This window comes from Ferrigenium straubiae (assembly GCF_051257895.1).
Lineage (GTDB): Bacteria > Pseudomonadota > Gammaproteobacteria > Burkholderiales > Gallionellaceae > Gallionella > Gallionella straubiae.
Genome location: NZ_CP194331.1, coordinates 1,576,886 through 1,592,934, shown reverse-complemented (window position 1 = coordinate 1,592,934; position 16,049 = coordinate 1,576,886). Strand labels below are relative to the sequence as shown.

Genomic DNA, 16,049 nt, shown 5'->3' with positions numbered 1-16,049 from the left:
CGCTACCCCTGATAGACCACCTGTCCGTCCACCAGCGTGTAACGCACCCGGCCCTGCACTTCGAGGCCGGTGAACGGCGTATTCTTGCCCTGGCTCTTCAGTGCCGCGGGTTCGACCTTCCAGTACGCTTCGGGGTCGAACACACAGATGTCGGCGGCTGCGCCGGGGCTCAAGTGCCCCGCATCCAGCCCCAGTATCCGAGCGGGCTGCAGCGTGGCTCTCGCGAGCGCATCGGGCAGACCGAGCTTTTCCTGTTGCGCCCACTTCAGCACCAGCGGCAGCAGCAACTCCAGGCCGGTCGCGCCCGCTTCGGCCTCGGCGAACGGCAGTTGCTTGGCATCCTCGTCGACCGGCGCGTGATTGGAACAAATTGCATCGATGGTGCCGTCCAGCAGCCCGGCGCGCAGCGCGGCGCGGTCGCGCAGGCTGCGCAGCGGCGGAATCAGGTGGCAGTTCGAATCGAAGAAGCCGATGTCCGTTTCCGACAGGTGCACATGATTTTGCGATACGTCGCAGGTCACCGCCAGGCCTTCGCGCTTGGCGGCGCGCACCATCTCCACGCCCGCCGCGCTGGAGAGGCGGCAGACATGCAGCTTCGCACCGGTGTCGCGCGCCAGCGCCAGCATGGTCGAGAGTGCGATGGTCTCGGCGCATACCGGGATCGCGGGCAGGCCGCAGCGCGTCGCCACTTCGCCGTCGTGCGCAACGCCGTCCCTCGCGAGGAAACTGTCCTGCGGGCGCAGCCACACCGAAAAGCCGAAAGTCGCGGCGTACTGCATCGCGCGCAGCAGCACGCGCGTGTCGGTGAGTGGCGCATCGGCCTGGCTGAACGCGACGCAACCTGCGTCCGTGAGTTCCTCCATCTCGGTGAGCTCCTGCCCCTTGAGCGTGGTGGTCAGCGCGCCGACCGGATAGACGCGCGCCTGGTTCAGGTTCCTGGCGCGGTGCTTGAGCATCTCCACCAGGCCCGGCTCGTCGAGCGGCGGCTCGGTGTCCGGCGGGCAGGCGAGGCTGGTGATGCCGCCCGCTGCCGCCGCCGCCATCTCGGATTCGAGCGTGGCCCGGTATTCGTAGCCCGGCTCGCGCAGCCGCGCGGCCAGATCGATCAGGCCGGGGGTGACCACCAGGCCTGTGGCATCTATGACCTGGTCCGCTACGAACCCCGCCGGCGCATTGCCGATGGCGGCGATCCTGCCCTTTACGATGAACAGGTCCTGCCTTGCGTCGATGTTGTTCTTCGGGTCGATCAGCCGGCCGTTCTTGATTTGGATGTTCATTGTGTTTTCCCCGCCAACATGCTCATCACCGCCATGCGCACCGCGATGCCGAAGGTCACCTGCGACATGATCACCGAGCGCGGTCCGTCGGCGACGCTGGAGTCGATTTCGACGCCGCGGTTCATCGGGCCGGGGTGCATCACGATCGCATCCGGTCTGGCATGCGCCAATTTCTCCTCGGTGAGGCCGTAGTACTTGAAGTACTCCTGCGCGGAGGGCAGCAGCGCGCCCGCCATACGCTCGTGCTGCAGGCGCAGCATCAGCACCACGTCGACATCCTTCAGGCCCTGTGCCATGTCGTGATAGACCCGCACGCCGAGGTTCTCGATCATCGCCGGCAGCAGCGTCTTGGGCGCGATGACGCGTACTTCCGGCACGCCGAGCGTGGTCAGCGCGTGGATCTGCGAGCGCGCCACGCGCGAGTGCAGCACGTCGCCGACGATCGCGACGCGCAGGTTGTGGAATTCCTTCTTGTAGTGGCGGATGGTGAACATGTCGAGCAGCGCCTGCGTGGGGTGCGCGTGGCGCCCGTCGCCGGCGTTGACGACATGCACATGCGGCGCGACATGTTTGGCAATCAGGTGCGCCGCGCCGCTTTGCGCGTGGCGCACCACGAACATGTCGGCGTGCATCGCGCACAGGTTGTTCACGGTGTCGAGCAGGGTCTCGCCCTTGCTGGTGGAGGACGAGCCGATGTTGAGGTTGACCACGTCGGCGGAAAGGCGCTTGGCGGCGATCTCGAAGGTGGTGCGCGTGCGCGTGCTGTTCTCGAAGAACAGGTTGAACACCGCCTTGCCGTGCAGCAGGGGAACCTTCCTGATCTCGCCGCCGTCGGCGGCCTCGAGGAAAGTCGCGGCGCGGTCGAGGATGTCGCGCACGATCTTCGCCGGCAGGCCCTCGGTGGTCAGCAGGTGCTGGAGTTCGCCGTTCTTGTTCAGTTGTGGGTTTTTCATACGATCAGTCCCGCTGCGGGTTCATCAAAATACGCCTGCAATATCTGCTGCGCGGCATACTGGTCGATCAGGGGCTTCTGCTTTTTGCCGCGGACGCCCTGTTCGTTCAAAGCCGCGCTTGCGGAGAGCGAAGTATAACGCTCATCGACCAGAATCGCCGGCAAATTGAACCGCCCCTTGAGGCGGTTGGCGAAGCGGCGGGCGAGCGCGGTCAGTTCGTGCGGCGTGCCGTCGTCGTTGCTCGGCAGCCCCACCACCAGCGCGCAAGGCTGCCATTCGGCGAGCAGGGCCGCGATCATGGCGAAGCGCGCATCGGTCTTTTCCTCGTCGATGGTGGTCAGCGGATTGGCACTGCGCAGCAGGGTGTTGCCGACCGCGACGCCGATGCGCCGGGTGCCGAAATCGAATGCGAGGAGTGTGCCTTGGGCGATAAAAGCCGGTGTGCGTTCAGGCATGTCCGGCATTGTCGGCCAGCGAGGCGTAGTCCACGCCGAGCAGCGCCATCGCCGCGGGCAGGCGTTCTTCGGCCGGCAGGTTAAACAGGATATGTTCCGAGGCCGGCACGGTCAGCCAGGCGTTCTCGCCCATCTCATGCTCCAGCTGTCCCTGATCCCAGCCCGCGTAACCCAGGGTGACGAGCAGGTGGCGCGGTCCTTCGCCCTGGCCGACCGCTTCGAGGATGTCCCTGGAGGTGGTCAGTGCCAGGTTGTCGTTGATGCGCAGCGTGGACTGCCAGTCACCCGGCGTGTCGTGCAGCACGAAGCCGCGTTCGGTCTGCACCGGCCCGCCGAAATGCACCGGCATCTTCTGCAGGCCGGGCTGATGCAGCGGAATCTTGATCTGGTCGAACATCTCGCCGAGCGTGAGGCTGATCGGACGGTTCACCACGATGCCCAGCGCGCCGTTTTCGTTGTGTTCGCACACGTAGGTCAGCGTGCCGGCAAAAACGCCCTCCTGCATCGCGGGCATGGCGATGAGGAAGTGATGGGTGAGGTTGAAGTCGGACATGGCGGCATTGTAGCAATTATCCGCGACCCGATGCTATCGGCCATGCATGGCGGCAACACGCCCGACCCCATCCCGGAGTCGCGCAGCAGATTTATTCCGCTATGTATAATGCGCCGCATCGAATAATTCACAGAGCACTATGGTTCCCCATCTCACTACCGCCCTGACCGGGCCGCTGCTCGACCTGGAGCGGCGCTTCCTGGATGCCATGCCGACCATCGAGCACTGGTTCCGCGCGCAATGGCTGGAGCATGATGTACCGTTCTACGCTTCGGTGGACCTGCGCAACAGCGGCTTCAAGCTCGCACCGGTGGACACCAACCTGTTCCCGGCCGGCTTCAACAACCTCAATCCGGATTTCCTGCCGCTGTGCGTGCATGCGATGCAGAGCGCGGTCGAGAAAGTCTGCCCCGTGGCGCGCGGGGTACTGCTGATCCCGGAGAACCACACGCGCAACATGTTCTACCTGCAGAACGTTGCGCAACTGGTCGCCATCATCAGGCAGGCCGGGATGCACGTGCGCGTCGGCAGCCTGCTGCCCGAGATCACCGCACCCACGGCTATCCAGTTGCCCAACGGTTCGACGCTGACGCTGGAGCCACTGGTGCGGCGCGGCAACCGGCTCGGGCTGGCGGATTTCGACCCCTGCGTGGTGCTGCTCAACAACGACCTGTCGGGGGGCGTGCCGGCCATCCTGCAGAATCTCGAGCAGGCCGTCTTTCCGCCGCTCTCGGCGGGCTGGCAGACGCGGCGCAAGTCGCTGCACTTTGCCGCCTACGACCGTGTCGCGGGCGAGTTTGCCCAGCTGCTCGGCATCGACCCCTGGCTGATCAACCCCTACTTTGCGGTCTGCCACCAGGTCGATTTCCAGGAGCGCGCCGGTGAAACCTGTCTCGCCGCGCAGGTGGACACAGTCCTGCAGAAGATGCGCGCGAAGTACGCCGAATACGGCGTGAAGCACGATCCCTTCGTCATCGTCAAACCCGATGCGGGCACCTACGGCATGGGCATCATGACGGTGAAGGACGCGAGCGAGGTCACCGGCCTGAGCCGCCGCCAGCGCAACAAGATGGCCGTGATCAAGGAAGGCATGGAAGTCTCGGACGTGCTGGTGCAGGAAGGGGTGTATACCTTCGAGCATATCCACGAGGCGGTGGCCGAGCCGGTGGTCTACATGGTCGACCATTACGTGGTCGGCGGCTTCTATCGCGTGCACACCGAGCGCGGCACCGACGAGAACCTCAATGCGCCGGGGATGTCCTTCGAGCCGCTGGCCTTCGAGTCCTGCTGCACGCTGCCCAACCCGGACTGCGCGCCGGACGACACGCCCAACCGCTTCTATGCCTACGGCGTGGTGGCGCGGCTGGCGCTGCTCGCCGCATCGCTGGAAATCGGGCCGCCGGAAATCACCAGATGCACGGGCTGATCCGCCTTCTTGCAATCGTCGCCGTCCTGTTGCTTGCCGCCTGCGAAGGCAAGGAGCCGCTGCATCAGCAGCAGAGCTACGTGTTCGGCACACTGGTGGACGTCACCGTGTACGGCGAGGACGAGGCGCGCGCGCAGCAGGCGGCGAACGAGGTCATGCAGGAGTTTCAGCGACTGCACGACATGCTGCACGCGTGGCAGCCGAGCGAACTGAGCGAACTGAATGCGGCCTTTGCCAGGGGCGAGAGCAAGGCCGTATCGCCGGAGCTTGCCGCGATGCTGCAGGATGCCGCGCAGTTTGCGCAGCAGTCGCAGGGCCTGTTCAACCCCGCCATCGGCGGGCTGGTGCAGCTGTGGGGCTTCCATGCCGACGAGTTCAAGGCGGCGCTGCCCGACGAGAAGCAGCTTGCGCAGTGGGTGGCAGCCAATCCGCAGATGAGCGACATCGTCATCGAACAGGGCAGGGCGCACAGCCGCAACAAGGCGGTGCGGCTCGATCTCGGCGGCTACGCCAAGGGCTACGCGCTGGACCGCGCCGCCGAAATATTGCGCAAGCAGGGCATCCGCAACGCGCTGGTCAACATCGGTGGCAACGTGCTCGCACTCGGCCAGCACGGCAAGCGCCCGTGGCGCGTCGGCATCCAGCATCCGCGCAAGCCCGGCGCGCTGGCGACGCTGGAGCTGCGTGATGGCGAGGCTATCGGCACATCCGGCGACTACCAGCGCTACTTCATGCTGGGCGAAAAACGCTACTGCCACCTGATCGATCCGCGCAACGGCCGTCCCGCCGAGGGCGTGCAGGCGGCGACCGTGCTGACGCGCGGGCCGCGCGCCGGGGTGCTGTCCGATGCGGTTTCCAAGCCGCTGTTCATCGCCGGAGCCAATGGCTGGCGCGCTGCCGCGCAACGGATGAACGCGGACGAGGCGATGCTGGTGGATGAGCAGGGCAACATCCACCTCACAGCCGGTCTGCAGAAACGGCTAGAATTCGCCGACAAGGGCCTGCATGTGGAGGTGCTGCCGTGAACGATCCGGAAAAGGAGATCGTCGAGCACAAGGTGCGCCGCGCGGCCGGCATGAGCGCGCCTCGCACTGTATCCCGCAGCGAATGGCGCGTGACGAAACCTGCTGAAACAGGCTCGTATTGGATGGGGGTGATCTAGTGGTTGGAATTCTGGTGGTGGCGCACAACGCGCTGGGCGAGAGCCTGGTGGATTGCGTCGAACATGTGCTGGGCGAGGAGCCGAAAAACCTCAGGGTGCTGACGGTGCAGGCCGGCGACGATCCGCAGCTGAAGCTGGCCGAGGGGCAGGTGCTCATCAGGCAACTCGACACCGGCGGCGGGGTGCTGGTCCTGGCGGATATCTTCGGCGCCACGCCGAGCAACATCGCGCGGCGGCTGTGCCATGCCGAGCATGTGATGGGTGTGGCGGGCGTGAACCTGCCGATGCTGCTGCGCGTGGTGTGCAGTCCCGGCAAGACGTTGCCGGAACTCGCGAATATCGCCGTCGAGGGCGGTCGCGAATGCATCGTTCACATGAGCCGCGAGGATTAGCGATGCTGCAACAAGAAATTTCGATCGTAAACAAACTCGGCCTGCACGCACGCGCCTCGGCCAAGCTCACGCAGCTGGCTTCCAGTTTCAAGTGCGAGGTGATGCTGTCGCGCAACCAGCGCCGCGTGAACGCGAAGAGCATCATGGGCGTGATGATGCTGGCCGCCGCGAAGGGCGCGACCATAGGCATCGAGACCGACGGCGAGGACGAGGCCGATGCGATGCAGGCCATCGTGAACCTGATCAACGACAAATTCGGGGAAGGCGAATGAGCCTGACCGACGCTGCATATTCGCCAATACCGTTTGCCCTGAACTTGTCGAAGGGGGAATGGTATTTCGGGATATTTAAAATGGGCGCACATATGATGGGTAGTTCATGCTTCGACAGGCTCAGCACGAACGGAGGATTTCTGTGAGTTTCACGTTGCACGGCATCGCAGTCTCCAGCGGCATCGCCATCGGCCATGCGCACCTGGTCTCGCACACCTCGCTGGAGGTGGCGCACTACATCCTGCCCAAACCCTTCATCGGCGAGGAGATCGCGCGCTTCGATGCGGCGTTGCAGGCCACGCGCCAGGAGTTTGCGAGCCTGCGCAGCAACCGCCCCACCCATGCCGCCGCCGAGTTCGACGCCTTCCTCGAGCTGCACCAGATGATCCTGGATGACCCGCTGCTGAGCGCCGCGCCGCGCGACATGATCGCGAGCGAGCATTGCAACGCCGAATGGGCGCTCAAGGTGCAGGTGGAAACCCTGGTCGCGCAGTTCGACGAGTTCGAGGACGCCTACCTGCGCGAGCGGCAGACCGACGTGAAGCAGGTCGCCGAGCGGCTGCTCAAGCGGCTTGCCGGCCGCCCCGGACACCAGCCGCCGCCGGCGCGGCACGACGTCGAGACGATCCTGGTCGCGCACGACCTGAGCCCCGCCGACCTGATCCAGTTCAAGCCGCAGCAATATGCCGCCTTCGTCACCGATGTCGGCGGCGCGACCTCGCATACCGCGATCGTCGCGCGCGGCCTGAATACGCCATGCGTGGTCGGCCTGCATCATGCGCGCGAACTGGTGCGCGAAAACGACCTGCTGATCCTCGACGGCGAGCAGGGTGTGCTGATCGTCGCCCCGGACAAGTCCATCCTTGCCGAATACAAGCTGCGCCAGAGCGCGTGGGAGTTGGAGCGCAAGAAGCTCAAGCGGCTGCGCAGCGCGCGCGCCGATACGCTGGACGGTAGCCTCATCGAACTGCACGCCAACATCGAGAAGCCGGGGGACATCGCCGAGGTGAAGGAAAACGGCGCGACCGGCATCGGCCTGTTCCGCAGCGAGTTCCTGTTTCTCAACCGCGACGAACTGCCGGGCGAGGAGGAGCAGTTCGAGGCGTACCGCGCCGCCGCCGCGGGCATGGACGGCCAGCCCGTCACGATCCGCACCTTCGACCTCGGCGCGGACAAGCAACTCAAGGATGCGGAACGCGTCGCCAACAATCCCGCGTTGGGGCTGCGCGCGATCCGCCTGTGCCTGGCCGAGCCGCAGCTGTTCCGCACCCAGTTGCGCGCGCTGCTGCGCGCTACGCATTACGGCAACGTGAAAATCCTCGTACCGATGCTGTCCAGCGCGTCCGAACTCAACCAGACCCTGCAGTTCATCGACGCCACCAAAAAGGGCCTGGATGACGAAGGCATCCCCTACGACCGCGAGGTGAAAATCGGCGGCATGATCGAGATTCCCGCCGCTGCGCTGGCGCTGAACGTGTTCGCCAAGAAACTGGATTTCCTGTCCATCGGCACCAACGACCTGATCCAGTACCTGCTGGCCATCGACCGCACCGACGAGGATGTCGCGCACCTGTACGATCCGCTGCACCCCGCCGTGTTGAACCTGCTGGCGCATGTCATCGGCACCGCCAACAAGCTCGGCGTGCCGGTTTCGGTATGCGGCGAGATGGCCGGCGAACTGGCCTACACACGGCTGCTGCTGGGGCTGGGGCTGCGCCAGTTCTCGATGTTCCCGGCGCAGGTGCCGAGCGTCAAGCAGCGTGTGCTCACCACCAGCCTGCCGGAGATCGCCGTGCTGACGCAGAAGATCCTGCGCGCCGACGACCCGCTCAAGATACGCGAACTGCTGGATCGGCTCAATGCGTAGGACGGGGCGCATGGATTGGGTTATATTTAACCGAACCTATAACCACGACGGCCGCTGACTTTGTCCAACACCCATCCCGAAACGACCCTTTCCGCGCGCAACCTGACGCGCAGCTTCGGCAACCGGCAGGTCATACACGGCGTGTCGCTGGAATTGAGGCGCGGCGAGGTACTGGGCCTGCTCGGGCACAACGGCGCGGGCAAGAGCACCACGCTGCAGATGCTGACCGGCTGCCTGCTGCCAGACAGCGGCGCCATCGAAATCTGCGGCATCGACCTGCTGCGCCGTCCCATGCAGGCCAAGGCGCAGATCGGCTATTTGCCGGAGACCCCGCCGCTGTATCGCGAGCTCGGCGTGGACGATTACCTGATCTTCGCGGCGCGCCTGCGCGGCATGAAGCCGAATGACGCCGCCGAGGCGCTGGTCCAGGCCAGGCGGCGCTGCGGCCTGGAGGCAGTCGGCAAAAAGATCATCGGCACCCTGTCCAAGGGCTACCAGCAGCGCGTCGGCATCGCGCAGGCCATCATCCACCGTCCCGCCGTGATCGTGCTGGACGAGCCCACCGTCGGCCTCGACCCCGCGCAGATCCGCGACATCCGCGTCCTGATCCGCGAGCTGGGCAACAGCAGCAGCGTGATCCTCTCCACGCACCTGCTCGGCGAGGTGGAAAGCGTGTGCGACCGCGTGGAAATCATGCAGAACGGCAGGCTGATCTACGGCGACACCAGCGCGCGCATGCAGAAGTACGGAGGCGTCTCCGGCTTCACCGTCACCTTGCGTAACCCGCCGCCCCTGGGCGAGCTGGAAGCCATCGCGGGCGTCAGCGGCGTCGAGCGGCTCTCCGCCACGCAGTTCCGCGTGCTGCACGAGCCGGAGACCAACCCCGGCAGCGCGCTGCTCACCCTCGCCGAACAGCGGGGCTGGCAAGTCGAGCAGCTCACGCCGCTGCAGTCCACGCTGGAGGAGGTGTTCGTCAAGATCACCGACAGCGGAAAAAATGCTCCAGGAGGAAATGCATGATCCGCCTGCTCGCCCTGCGCGAACTGCGCAGCCTGTTCTCCATGCCTTCGACCTGGTTCGCGCTCGCCGCGCTGCAGTTCGTCTTCGCGTGGTTCTTCCTCGCGCGGCTCGATGCCTTCCTCGACATCCAGCCGCAGCTCGCGCAGCTCGCCAATCCGCCCAGCGTGACCATAACCATCGCCGCGCCGCTGTTCAACACCGCCGCGCTGCTGCTGATGATGCTGGCGCCGATGTTCACCATGCGCCTGATCGCCGAGGAGCGGCGCAACCAGACACTTGCGCTGCTGCTCTCCGCGCCGCTGTCCGGCCGCCAGATCGTGCTCGGCAAGTTCTTCGGCCTGCTGGCTTTCCTGACGCTGCTGACGGCCGGCGTGCCGCTGATGCTCTACACCCTGGCGCTCGGCACCGCGCTCGATCACGGCCTGATGCTCTCCAACCTGCTCGGCCTGCTGCTGCTCACCGCCAGCTACGTCGCGGTGGGGTTGTATGTCTCCGCACTCACCACCCAGCCGGTTATCGCCGCGATCGGCGCGCTGGCGGTGCTGGTCGGCTTGTGGCTGGCCGATATCGGCGCGGCGGCGGAAGACTCGCCCTGGCATTTCGTCTCGCCGCTGAATCACTTCCAGAATTTCAATGCCGGCCTGCTGGACAGCGGCGATGCCGCCTTCTTCGTGCTGTTCAGCGCGTTCTTCCTGCTGCTGGCGATGCGCCGCCTCCATAACAACCGCATCTACGGGTGAGCCATCGTGCGTAAATTCCTGACCCATCCGCTGTTGCGCAACCTGCTGTTCGTGCTGTTGCTGCTGGGTATTGCGTCCGGCCTGGGCTATCTCGCGACGTGCTACCACGTGCAGCGCGACGTTACGCACAACGCCGGCAACAGCCTGGAACCCGCCAGCGTGGAGGTGCTCGCGCAACTGAAAGGCCCGGTCAACGTCACGGTATACGCCACCGAGCAGGACGCGCGCCTCGGCGACATCCGCAAGATCATCCGCAACTACCTCGCGCTCTACCAGCGCTACAAGCCCGACATCGTTCTGGCGTTCATCGACCCGGAGAAGGAACCGGAGAAGACCCGCGCGGCGCGCGTCCAGCTCAACGGCGAGATGGTGGTCGAATACGCAGGGCGCAGCGAACACCTCACCCAGCTCAATGAGCAGATATTCACCAGCGCGCTCTTGCGCCTCGCGCACAAGCGCGACCAACTGGTGATGTATCTCGACGGGCATGGCGAGCGCAAGCTGGACGGCATCGCCAACCACGACCTCGGCAATCCCTTCGGCGCGAAACTCAAACAGAACGGCTTCCGCCTCAACAGCCTGAATCTCGCGCTGGCGCAGGAGGTGCCGAGCAATGTCGGCGTATTGGTCATCACCCAGCCGCAGCTCGATCTCATGCCAGGCGAAGTGGACAAGCTGCTGCGCTACGTCGAGCGCGGCGGCAACCTGCTCTGGCTGGTGGACGCCGAGCCGCTGCACGGGCTGGAGCGCCTCGCCGAGAAACTCGACCTGCTGCTGCCGCCCGGCATCGTGATCGACCCCTCCGCCGCCGGCATGAACGCCCCCGCCACCTGGTCGCTGGGCGCGGCCTATCCGCCGCATGCCATCACGCGCAATTTCAACCTGATCACCGCCTTCCCCTCGGCGCGCCCGCTGGCGTGGAACGAAAATCCGGAATGGCAGCACAGTGTGCTGGTGGAAGCCGCCGCGCGCGGCTGGGTGAGCCGTAGCGCGCCTAATGCTACGCCGCGCTTCGATAAGCGGCGCGATACCCCCGGTCCCGCCGTGATCGCGGTCGCGCTGCAGCGCAACATCAACGACCGCGAGCAGCGCATCGTGGTGGTCGGCAGCGGCGCGTTCCTCGCCAACAGCTTCGCCGGCAACGGCGGCAACGTGGACCTGGGCGTGAATATGGTGAACTGGCTGGTCAGCGAGGAGCACCTCATCACCCTGCAGCCGCGCGCCGCGAAGGACAGCAATTTGGCGCTCGGCAAGAAGCAGCTCGCCACCATCGGCCTCGGCTTCCTGGCGGGCCTGCCGCTGCTGCTTGCGCTGGCCGGCGCGGCGATGTGGTGGAAACGCCGTCGTGCCTGAACTCCCGGAAGTCGAGGTCACGCGGCGCGGCCTCGCGCCGCACCTCGAAGGCCAGCCCGTCCTGGATGTCGTTATCCGCCACACCGGCTTGCGCTGGCCGGTCCCGAAAAACCTGCCGAAGCTGTTGCGCGGACAAGCCATCCGCACGCTCGGGCGGCGCGGCAAATACCTGCTCGCCGGGTTCGATCGCGGTACGCTGATCCTGCACCTCGGCATGTCCGGCAGCCTACGCCTCCTGCCCGTCAAGACACCGGCCGGGAAACATGACCACTTCGATTTGGTGCTGGGCAACGGCATGCTGGTGCGCCTGCGCGATCCGCGCCGCTTCGGCGCGGTGCTTTGGCATGAAGGCGAGGTTAGCGCTCACCCGCTGCTCGCCGCGCTCGGGCCCGAGCCGCTGGAAAAGGGCTTCGATGCACGCTATCTCCACCAAGTTACGCGCAACAGGACTGCCGCGATCAAGCACGTCATCATGGACAGCCACGTGGTGGTCGGAGTGGGCAATATCTACGCCAACGAGGCCCTGTTTCGCGCCGGCATCAAACCGCAACTCGCCGCCGGGAAACTCAGCCTGCCGCGCTGCACGCGGCTGGTAAAGGAGATACGCGCCACGCTGACCGAGGCAATCGAAAAAGGCGGCAGCACCCTGCGCGATTTCATCAATAGCGACGGCAAGCCCGGTTACTTCCAGCAGCACTACTGGGTGTACGGCCGGGCAGGGGAGTCCTGCCGCAAGTGCGGCAAACCCATCAGGCAGATCAGGCAGGGGCAGCGCTCCAGTTTCTATTGTTCGCAGTGCCAGTGCTAGCTTGAAAATTGGCGCAAAACTTGCGGCGCGGATAAACTCGAACTGCTGTTGAAGGGTTGGCTTCAAAACGATACATGATAACCAGCCAGCCCGGCAAAAACTCGCGATCAGGGAGCGTTCATGCAAACCATCAGGAAGCTTGTCGACAACGTTGAAAAGGTCATCGTCGGTAAACGGCCGGTAATTGAGCTGGCGGTGATTTCGCTGCTCTGTCGTGGCCATGTGCTGCTGGAGGATGTGCCGGGCACCGGCAAAACCATGCTGGCGCGCGCCTTGGCCAAGTCCGTCGCCGTGGATATGAAGCGGTTGCAGTGCACCCCGGACTTGTTGCCCTCGGATATCACCGGAGTGCCGATCTATAACCAGAAAACCAGCGAATTCGAGTTTCGTGCCGGACCGGTTTTCACCCATATCTTGCTGGCCGACGAGATCAACCGCGCTACGCCGCGCGCGCAGTCCGCGCTACTGGAATGCATGGAAGAATTTCGTGTCAGCGTGGATGGCAGCACTTATGATTTGCCGCCGCTGTTCATGGTGCTGGCAACACAGAACCCCATCGACATGGCCGGTACGCATGTGCTGCCGGAAGCACAACTCGACCGCTTTTTCGTGCGCCTCAACGTGGGCTATCCGACGCTGGAGGAGGAGGTGCGCATCCTCGGTGCGCAGACGCTCGCTCATCCCATCGAGCAACTGCAAGCTGTTACTACCGAAGCCGAGATACTGGCGGTACGAGAGGCGGCGAAGCAGGTACATATCAATCCGAACGTCGCCGAATATATCGCCCGCATCACCGACGCTACGCGCCAGCATCCCGATCTGCGGTTGGGCGCCAGCCCGCGCGGAACGCTGGCTTTGGCGCGGGGCGTGCGCGGCTTGGCCTTTCTGCATGGGCGCGACTACGTAACTCCGAACATGGTCAAGCTCATGGCCGGACCGGTGCTGGAACATCGTCTCATCGTGCGCCCGCAGGCTGCCGCGCTGGGCAAAACGGCAAGCAACATCCTGAAGGAAGTGCTGGATCGGGTGCATCCTCCGGTGTAATCAAGGCGCGCCAGATTCGACATAAGCGATGAACTTCCCTCGTCCCGCCTGGAATCCACGTTACCTCAAGCCGTTGGTGCTGGCCGGCCTCACGCTGGTGGCTTATGCGGCGGCCATCAATCGCGGGCAGGCGCTGCCCTGGGCGATTGCGGCACTGTTGTTGGCGACGCTGATTACCGGGTTTGTCTGGCCGCGCTGGCTGGTGAAGCGGTTATCGGTAACGCGCAGCGGACCGGAGCGCGCCGAGGAAGGCGAGACCATCCTGTTTCATGTGACGGTACGCAATCACGGCTGGTTACCGCGTTTCATGGTGGAGGCGATGGATCGCCTGCCTTTTGTCGGCGCGGCACGGGGCGATGCGCCCGAGGAAAAAGTGCTGGGCGTTGTTGCCTACATCGGCGGCGATGCAACGCGCAGCTTCGATGTGCCGCTGCTGTGCGAGAAGCGCGGGTTTTACCGGCTCGGTCCGGTAGGGCTGGCTTCCAGCTTTCCGCTCGGGCTGATCGAGGCGCGCGAGCAAAAGAGCGGCGGTGTGCAGACGCTGACCATCTACCCCGATGTATTTCCCATCGTATCCCTGCCGCTGTCCGGCACGCCCAGCGAAATCCATCGCGGCGGATTTTTGCTGCCCGAGGGGGCTGGGGCGGCGGAATTTTCCGGCCTGCGCGAATACCGGCGCGGCGACAACCCACGCCACGTGCACTGGCCCACCACGGCGCGACTGAATGAACTGATGGTGAAGGAATTCGAGCCGCTGGCTTCGGCCTCGTTGTACATTGCACTGGATATGTCGGCGGGCGGCAATGCCGGCAAGGGCAAACATTCCAGTTTTGAATATGCCGTGCGCATCGCGGCTTCCATCGGCCGCTACGCATGCAGCAACGGCATGCCGGTCCGGCTGCACGGCGAGGGCGCACGACAGCTTGCCGTCGGCATCGGTTCCGGCGAGGCGCACTACCGCGATATGCTGGATGCGCTGGCGGTGGCCGCCGCCGATGGGGCAATTCCCTACGCAAAAGCGTTACAAAACGTTGCGATGAACTGCCGCCACGGGCAGACCGTCGTGGTTTTCCTCGCAGAACCGCAAGAGCGGGTTGCCGGAACCTTGCAGGCTGTTGCCCTGCTGCGCGCGCGCGGCGCTTACGTGCTGGCGATAGCGTTTGAACGCGAGACGTTTCTGGATAAGGAACCCGGCGCGTCGTCTCCGTGGGCTGGACTGCTCGACTTGGGCGTGGGCTACCTGACGCTGCGCAAGGGCGACGATCTGGTCAGGGTGTTCAATCCATGAGCCCTCCGCTGAATTATCTTCCGGCTTATCTCGGATTGTTTGCGGCGCAAGTGCTGGCGTTGACATGCAATGCCTTCCTCGACATCCAGTATGGAGGCTTCGCAACCGAGGTAATGCTGTGGTCGGTCGTGTTTGCCCTCACTCTGCACACCGGCTGGCGGCAGCACGGCGAAGCTACAGAGGCGGGGCGGCGGCGGATGCGCAATTGGCTGATATTCGGTGCGCTGATTTCCGTGGTCATCTTCATTCCGATGTGGGGATTCCCGCGCGCCGGGCTGTATATGCTGGCGATGCTGCAAGTCGCCTACAACTGTGTCACCACCACCCGGCGGCATCTCCATCTGGCTTTGCTCATCTCGGTGGTGATGGTGCTGTTCGCCGCCTCGCACTTCCGCGCCGACTGGGCCATGCTGTTCTATCTCGTGCCCTATGTAATCGCCGTGGTGTTCACTCTGGTCGCGGAGCAGATCAATCGCACCGCCAGCGAATTGCGCCAGCAGAGCCTGGGGCATCATGTCGTCGGCGCGCAAGGTGCAGCCATTGCTGCCGCAACACTGGTGATCCTTGCGCTATGCCTGGCACTCTATGCGCTCACTCCCCAGGCGACATGGCATTCCCTTTTCTGGAAGTGGGGCCAGGCCGGCAATGTCGCCACCGTCAAAGGCGAACCGCAAAATGGCTCCACAGGCGGGGCGCAGGCCGGGGGTGGCAGCGGAAGCGGCAATTCTTCCAGTACTGGAGGGCGCGGCACGGACTGGTTGTCGCCCGCTGAAATGCGCAAAGTGGCCGGGCACGCCGGCATGCCGGAATGGCAGCGCGCTGCGATCAATGACATGGCCGATGCGAGCGAGTGGTGCGCCATGGCCATGAAGCCGCTGATGCAGAGCCTGCAGGAGCTATGGCAATCGTTCAAGGAATGGCTGGACAAAAACCGCAACGCAATCGCGATGACTCTGCTCCTGCTCGGTTTCCTGGCACTGCTCTATGCGCTGTGGCGGCTGATGCGCGAAGCGAAAACGGGGATATGGCTGCTCACACGGCTGGACTATCTGCGCCTGGGCTTGGTGGGAATGCAGCAACACGATGCGGCGGTGGCGCGCCGTTATTACCTGGCAACGGAGCGGCTGTTCTCATTGCAGGATATGCAGCGCGAACCGCCGGTAAATACCACGGAATATCTTGCGCAGATCAGCCGTTTCCACCGTTCCATACGCGACGAACTGTCCGAAATCACCATCCTGTTCGAGGATGCGCGCTACGGACGGCGCCCTGTCACGGCAGAGCAGATGAGCCGTATGCGCGAGCTGTACCGTCAGGTGTATCGGCTGATCCAGGGGTAGCGCAGAATGCAAAAGACCCGCTTTCGCGGGAACTTTGTTCCGGCAAAATAAAACAGGCGGGGCGCATGATGCGCCCCGCCTGTCATCTGGGTGTTGCAG

General features: G+C 64.5%; 17 protein-coding genes. 13 read left to right on the top strand and 4 right to left on the bottom strand.

What is annotated here, in order from left to right:
- Positions 1-2: 2 nt before the first annotated feature.
- From ACRRNM_RS07620 to ACRRNM_RS07605, 4 genes are read right to left on the bottom strand one after another with little or no spacing between them, the layout of a single operon-like run.
- Positions 3-1,277 carry a dihydroorotase gene (locus ACRRNM_RS07620; protein WP_435627632.1) on the bottom strand — a complete coding sequence of 425 codons (1,275 nt, stop codon included), beginning with the start codon at positions 1,275-1,277 and terminating at the stop codon, positions 3-5.
- Positions 1,274-2,230 (bottom strand): aspartate carbamoyltransferase catalytic subunit, encoded by a 957-nt coding sequence (locus ACRRNM_RS07615; RefSeq protein WP_435627631.1) that lies wholly within the window; start codon positions 2,228-2,230, stop codon positions 1,274-1,276. The genes ACRRNM_RS07620 and ACRRNM_RS07615 overlap by 4 nt, the downstream gene beginning before the upstream one ends.
- The gene (gene ruvX / locus ACRRNM_RS07610; protein ID WP_435627630.1) at positions 2,227-2,685 is read right to left on the bottom strand and encodes a Holliday junction resolvase RuvX; all 459 of its coding nucleotides are present in this window, start codon (positions 2,683-2,685) and stop codon (positions 2,227-2,229) included. Before ruvX ends, ACRRNM_RS07615 begins: the two co-directional genes overlap by 4 nt.
- Positions 2,678-3,238 carry a YqgE/AlgH family protein gene (locus tag ACRRNM_RS07605; protein ID WP_435627629.1) on the bottom strand — a complete coding sequence of 187 codons (561 nt, stop codon included), beginning with the start codon at positions 3,236-3,238 and terminating at the stop codon, positions 2,678-2,680. The genes ruvX and ACRRNM_RS07605 overlap by 8 nt, the downstream gene beginning before the upstream one ends.
- A 139-nt stretch (positions 3,239-3,377) precedes the next feature.
- Between ACRRNM_RS07605 and gshA the strand changes: the two genes are divergently transcribed.
- The 13 genes from gshA (at position 3,378) to ACRRNM_RS07540 (ending at position 15,950) form a co-directional block, all read left to right on the top strand.
- Positions 3,378-4,664, top strand: a complete 1,287-nt coding sequence (gene gshA / locus ACRRNM_RS07600) for a glutamate--cysteine ligase (protein WP_435627628.1) — start codon at positions 3,378-3,380, stop codon at positions 4,662-4,664.
- Complete coding sequence (locus ACRRNM_RS07595; protein ID WP_435627627.1) at positions 4,652-5,689, top strand: FAD:protein FMN transferase; 1,038 nt, start codon at positions 4,652-4,654, stop codon at positions 5,687-5,689. The genes gshA and ACRRNM_RS07595 overlap by 13 nt, the downstream gene beginning before the upstream one ends.
- Positions 5,686-5,826, top strand: coding sequence for a hypothetical protein (locus ACRRNM_RS07590; RefSeq protein WP_435627626.1), 141 nt, complete (start codon positions 5,686-5,688; stop codon positions 5,824-5,826). Before ACRRNM_RS07595 ends, ACRRNM_RS07590 begins: the two co-directional genes overlap by 4 nt.
- Entirely contained in the window at positions 5,826-6,218 is a 393-nt protein-coding gene (locus tag ACRRNM_RS07585; protein WP_435627625.1) for a PTS sugar transporter subunit IIA, read from the top strand. The genes ACRRNM_RS07590 and ACRRNM_RS07585 overlap by 1 nt, the downstream gene beginning before the upstream one ends.
- A gap of 2 nt (positions 6,219-6,220) precedes the next feature.
- Positions 6,221-6,490 (top strand): HPr family phosphocarrier protein, encoded by a 270-nt coding sequence (locus ACRRNM_RS07580; RefSeq protein WP_435627624.1) that lies wholly within the window; start codon positions 6,221-6,223, stop codon positions 6,488-6,490.
- Between the two features lie 142 nt (positions 6,491-6,632).
- Positions 6,633-8,357: a phosphoenolpyruvate--protein phosphotransferase gene (gene ptsP, locus ACRRNM_RS07575; protein ID WP_435627623.1), complete on the top strand. Its 1,725-nt coding sequence runs from the start codon at positions 6,633-6,635 to the stop codon at positions 8,355-8,357.
- 60 nt (positions 8,358-8,417) lie between these two features.
- Complete coding sequence (locus ACRRNM_RS07570) at positions 8,418-9,377, top strand: ABC transporter ATP-binding protein (RefSeq protein WP_435627622.1); 960 nt, start codon at positions 8,418-8,420, stop codon at positions 9,375-9,377.
- Positions 9,374-10,117 (top strand): ABC transporter permease, encoded by a 744-nt coding sequence (locus tag ACRRNM_RS07565; protein WP_435627621.1) that lies wholly within the window; start codon positions 9,374-9,376, stop codon positions 10,115-10,117. Before ACRRNM_RS07570 ends, ACRRNM_RS07565 begins: the two co-directional genes overlap by 4 nt.
- Positions 10,118-10,123: 6 nt before the next feature.
- Complete coding sequence (locus tag ACRRNM_RS07560) at positions 10,124-11,470, top strand: GldG family protein (protein WP_435627620.1); 1,347 nt, start codon at positions 10,124-10,126, stop codon at positions 11,468-11,470.
- Positions 11,463-12,278, top strand: a complete 816-nt coding sequence (mutM, locus tag ACRRNM_RS07555) for a bifunctional DNA-formamidopyrimidine glycosylase/DNA-(apurinic or apyrimidinic site) lyase (RefSeq protein WP_435627619.1) — start codon at positions 11,463-11,465, stop codon at positions 12,276-12,278. The genes ACRRNM_RS07560 and mutM overlap by 8 nt, the downstream gene beginning before the upstream one ends.
- Before the next feature lie 120 nt (positions 12,279-12,398).
- Positions 12,399-13,322, top strand: coding sequence for an AAA family ATPase (locus ACRRNM_RS07550; RefSeq protein WP_435627618.1), 924 nt, complete (start codon positions 12,399-12,401; stop codon positions 13,320-13,322).
- Positions 13,323-13,350: 28 nt separating this feature from the next.
- On the top strand, positions 13,351-14,610 hold the full coding sequence (locus tag ACRRNM_RS07545; protein WP_435627617.1) for a DUF58 domain-containing protein: 1,260 nt from the start codon (positions 13,351-13,353) through the stop codon (positions 14,608-14,610).
- Positions 14,607-15,950, top strand: a complete 1,344-nt coding sequence (locus tag ACRRNM_RS07540) for a DUF4129 domain-containing protein (RefSeq protein ID WP_435627616.1) — start codon at positions 14,607-14,609, stop codon at positions 15,948-15,950. Before ACRRNM_RS07545 ends, ACRRNM_RS07540 begins: the two co-directional genes overlap by 4 nt.
- Positions 15,951-16,049: the final 99 nt, after the last annotated feature.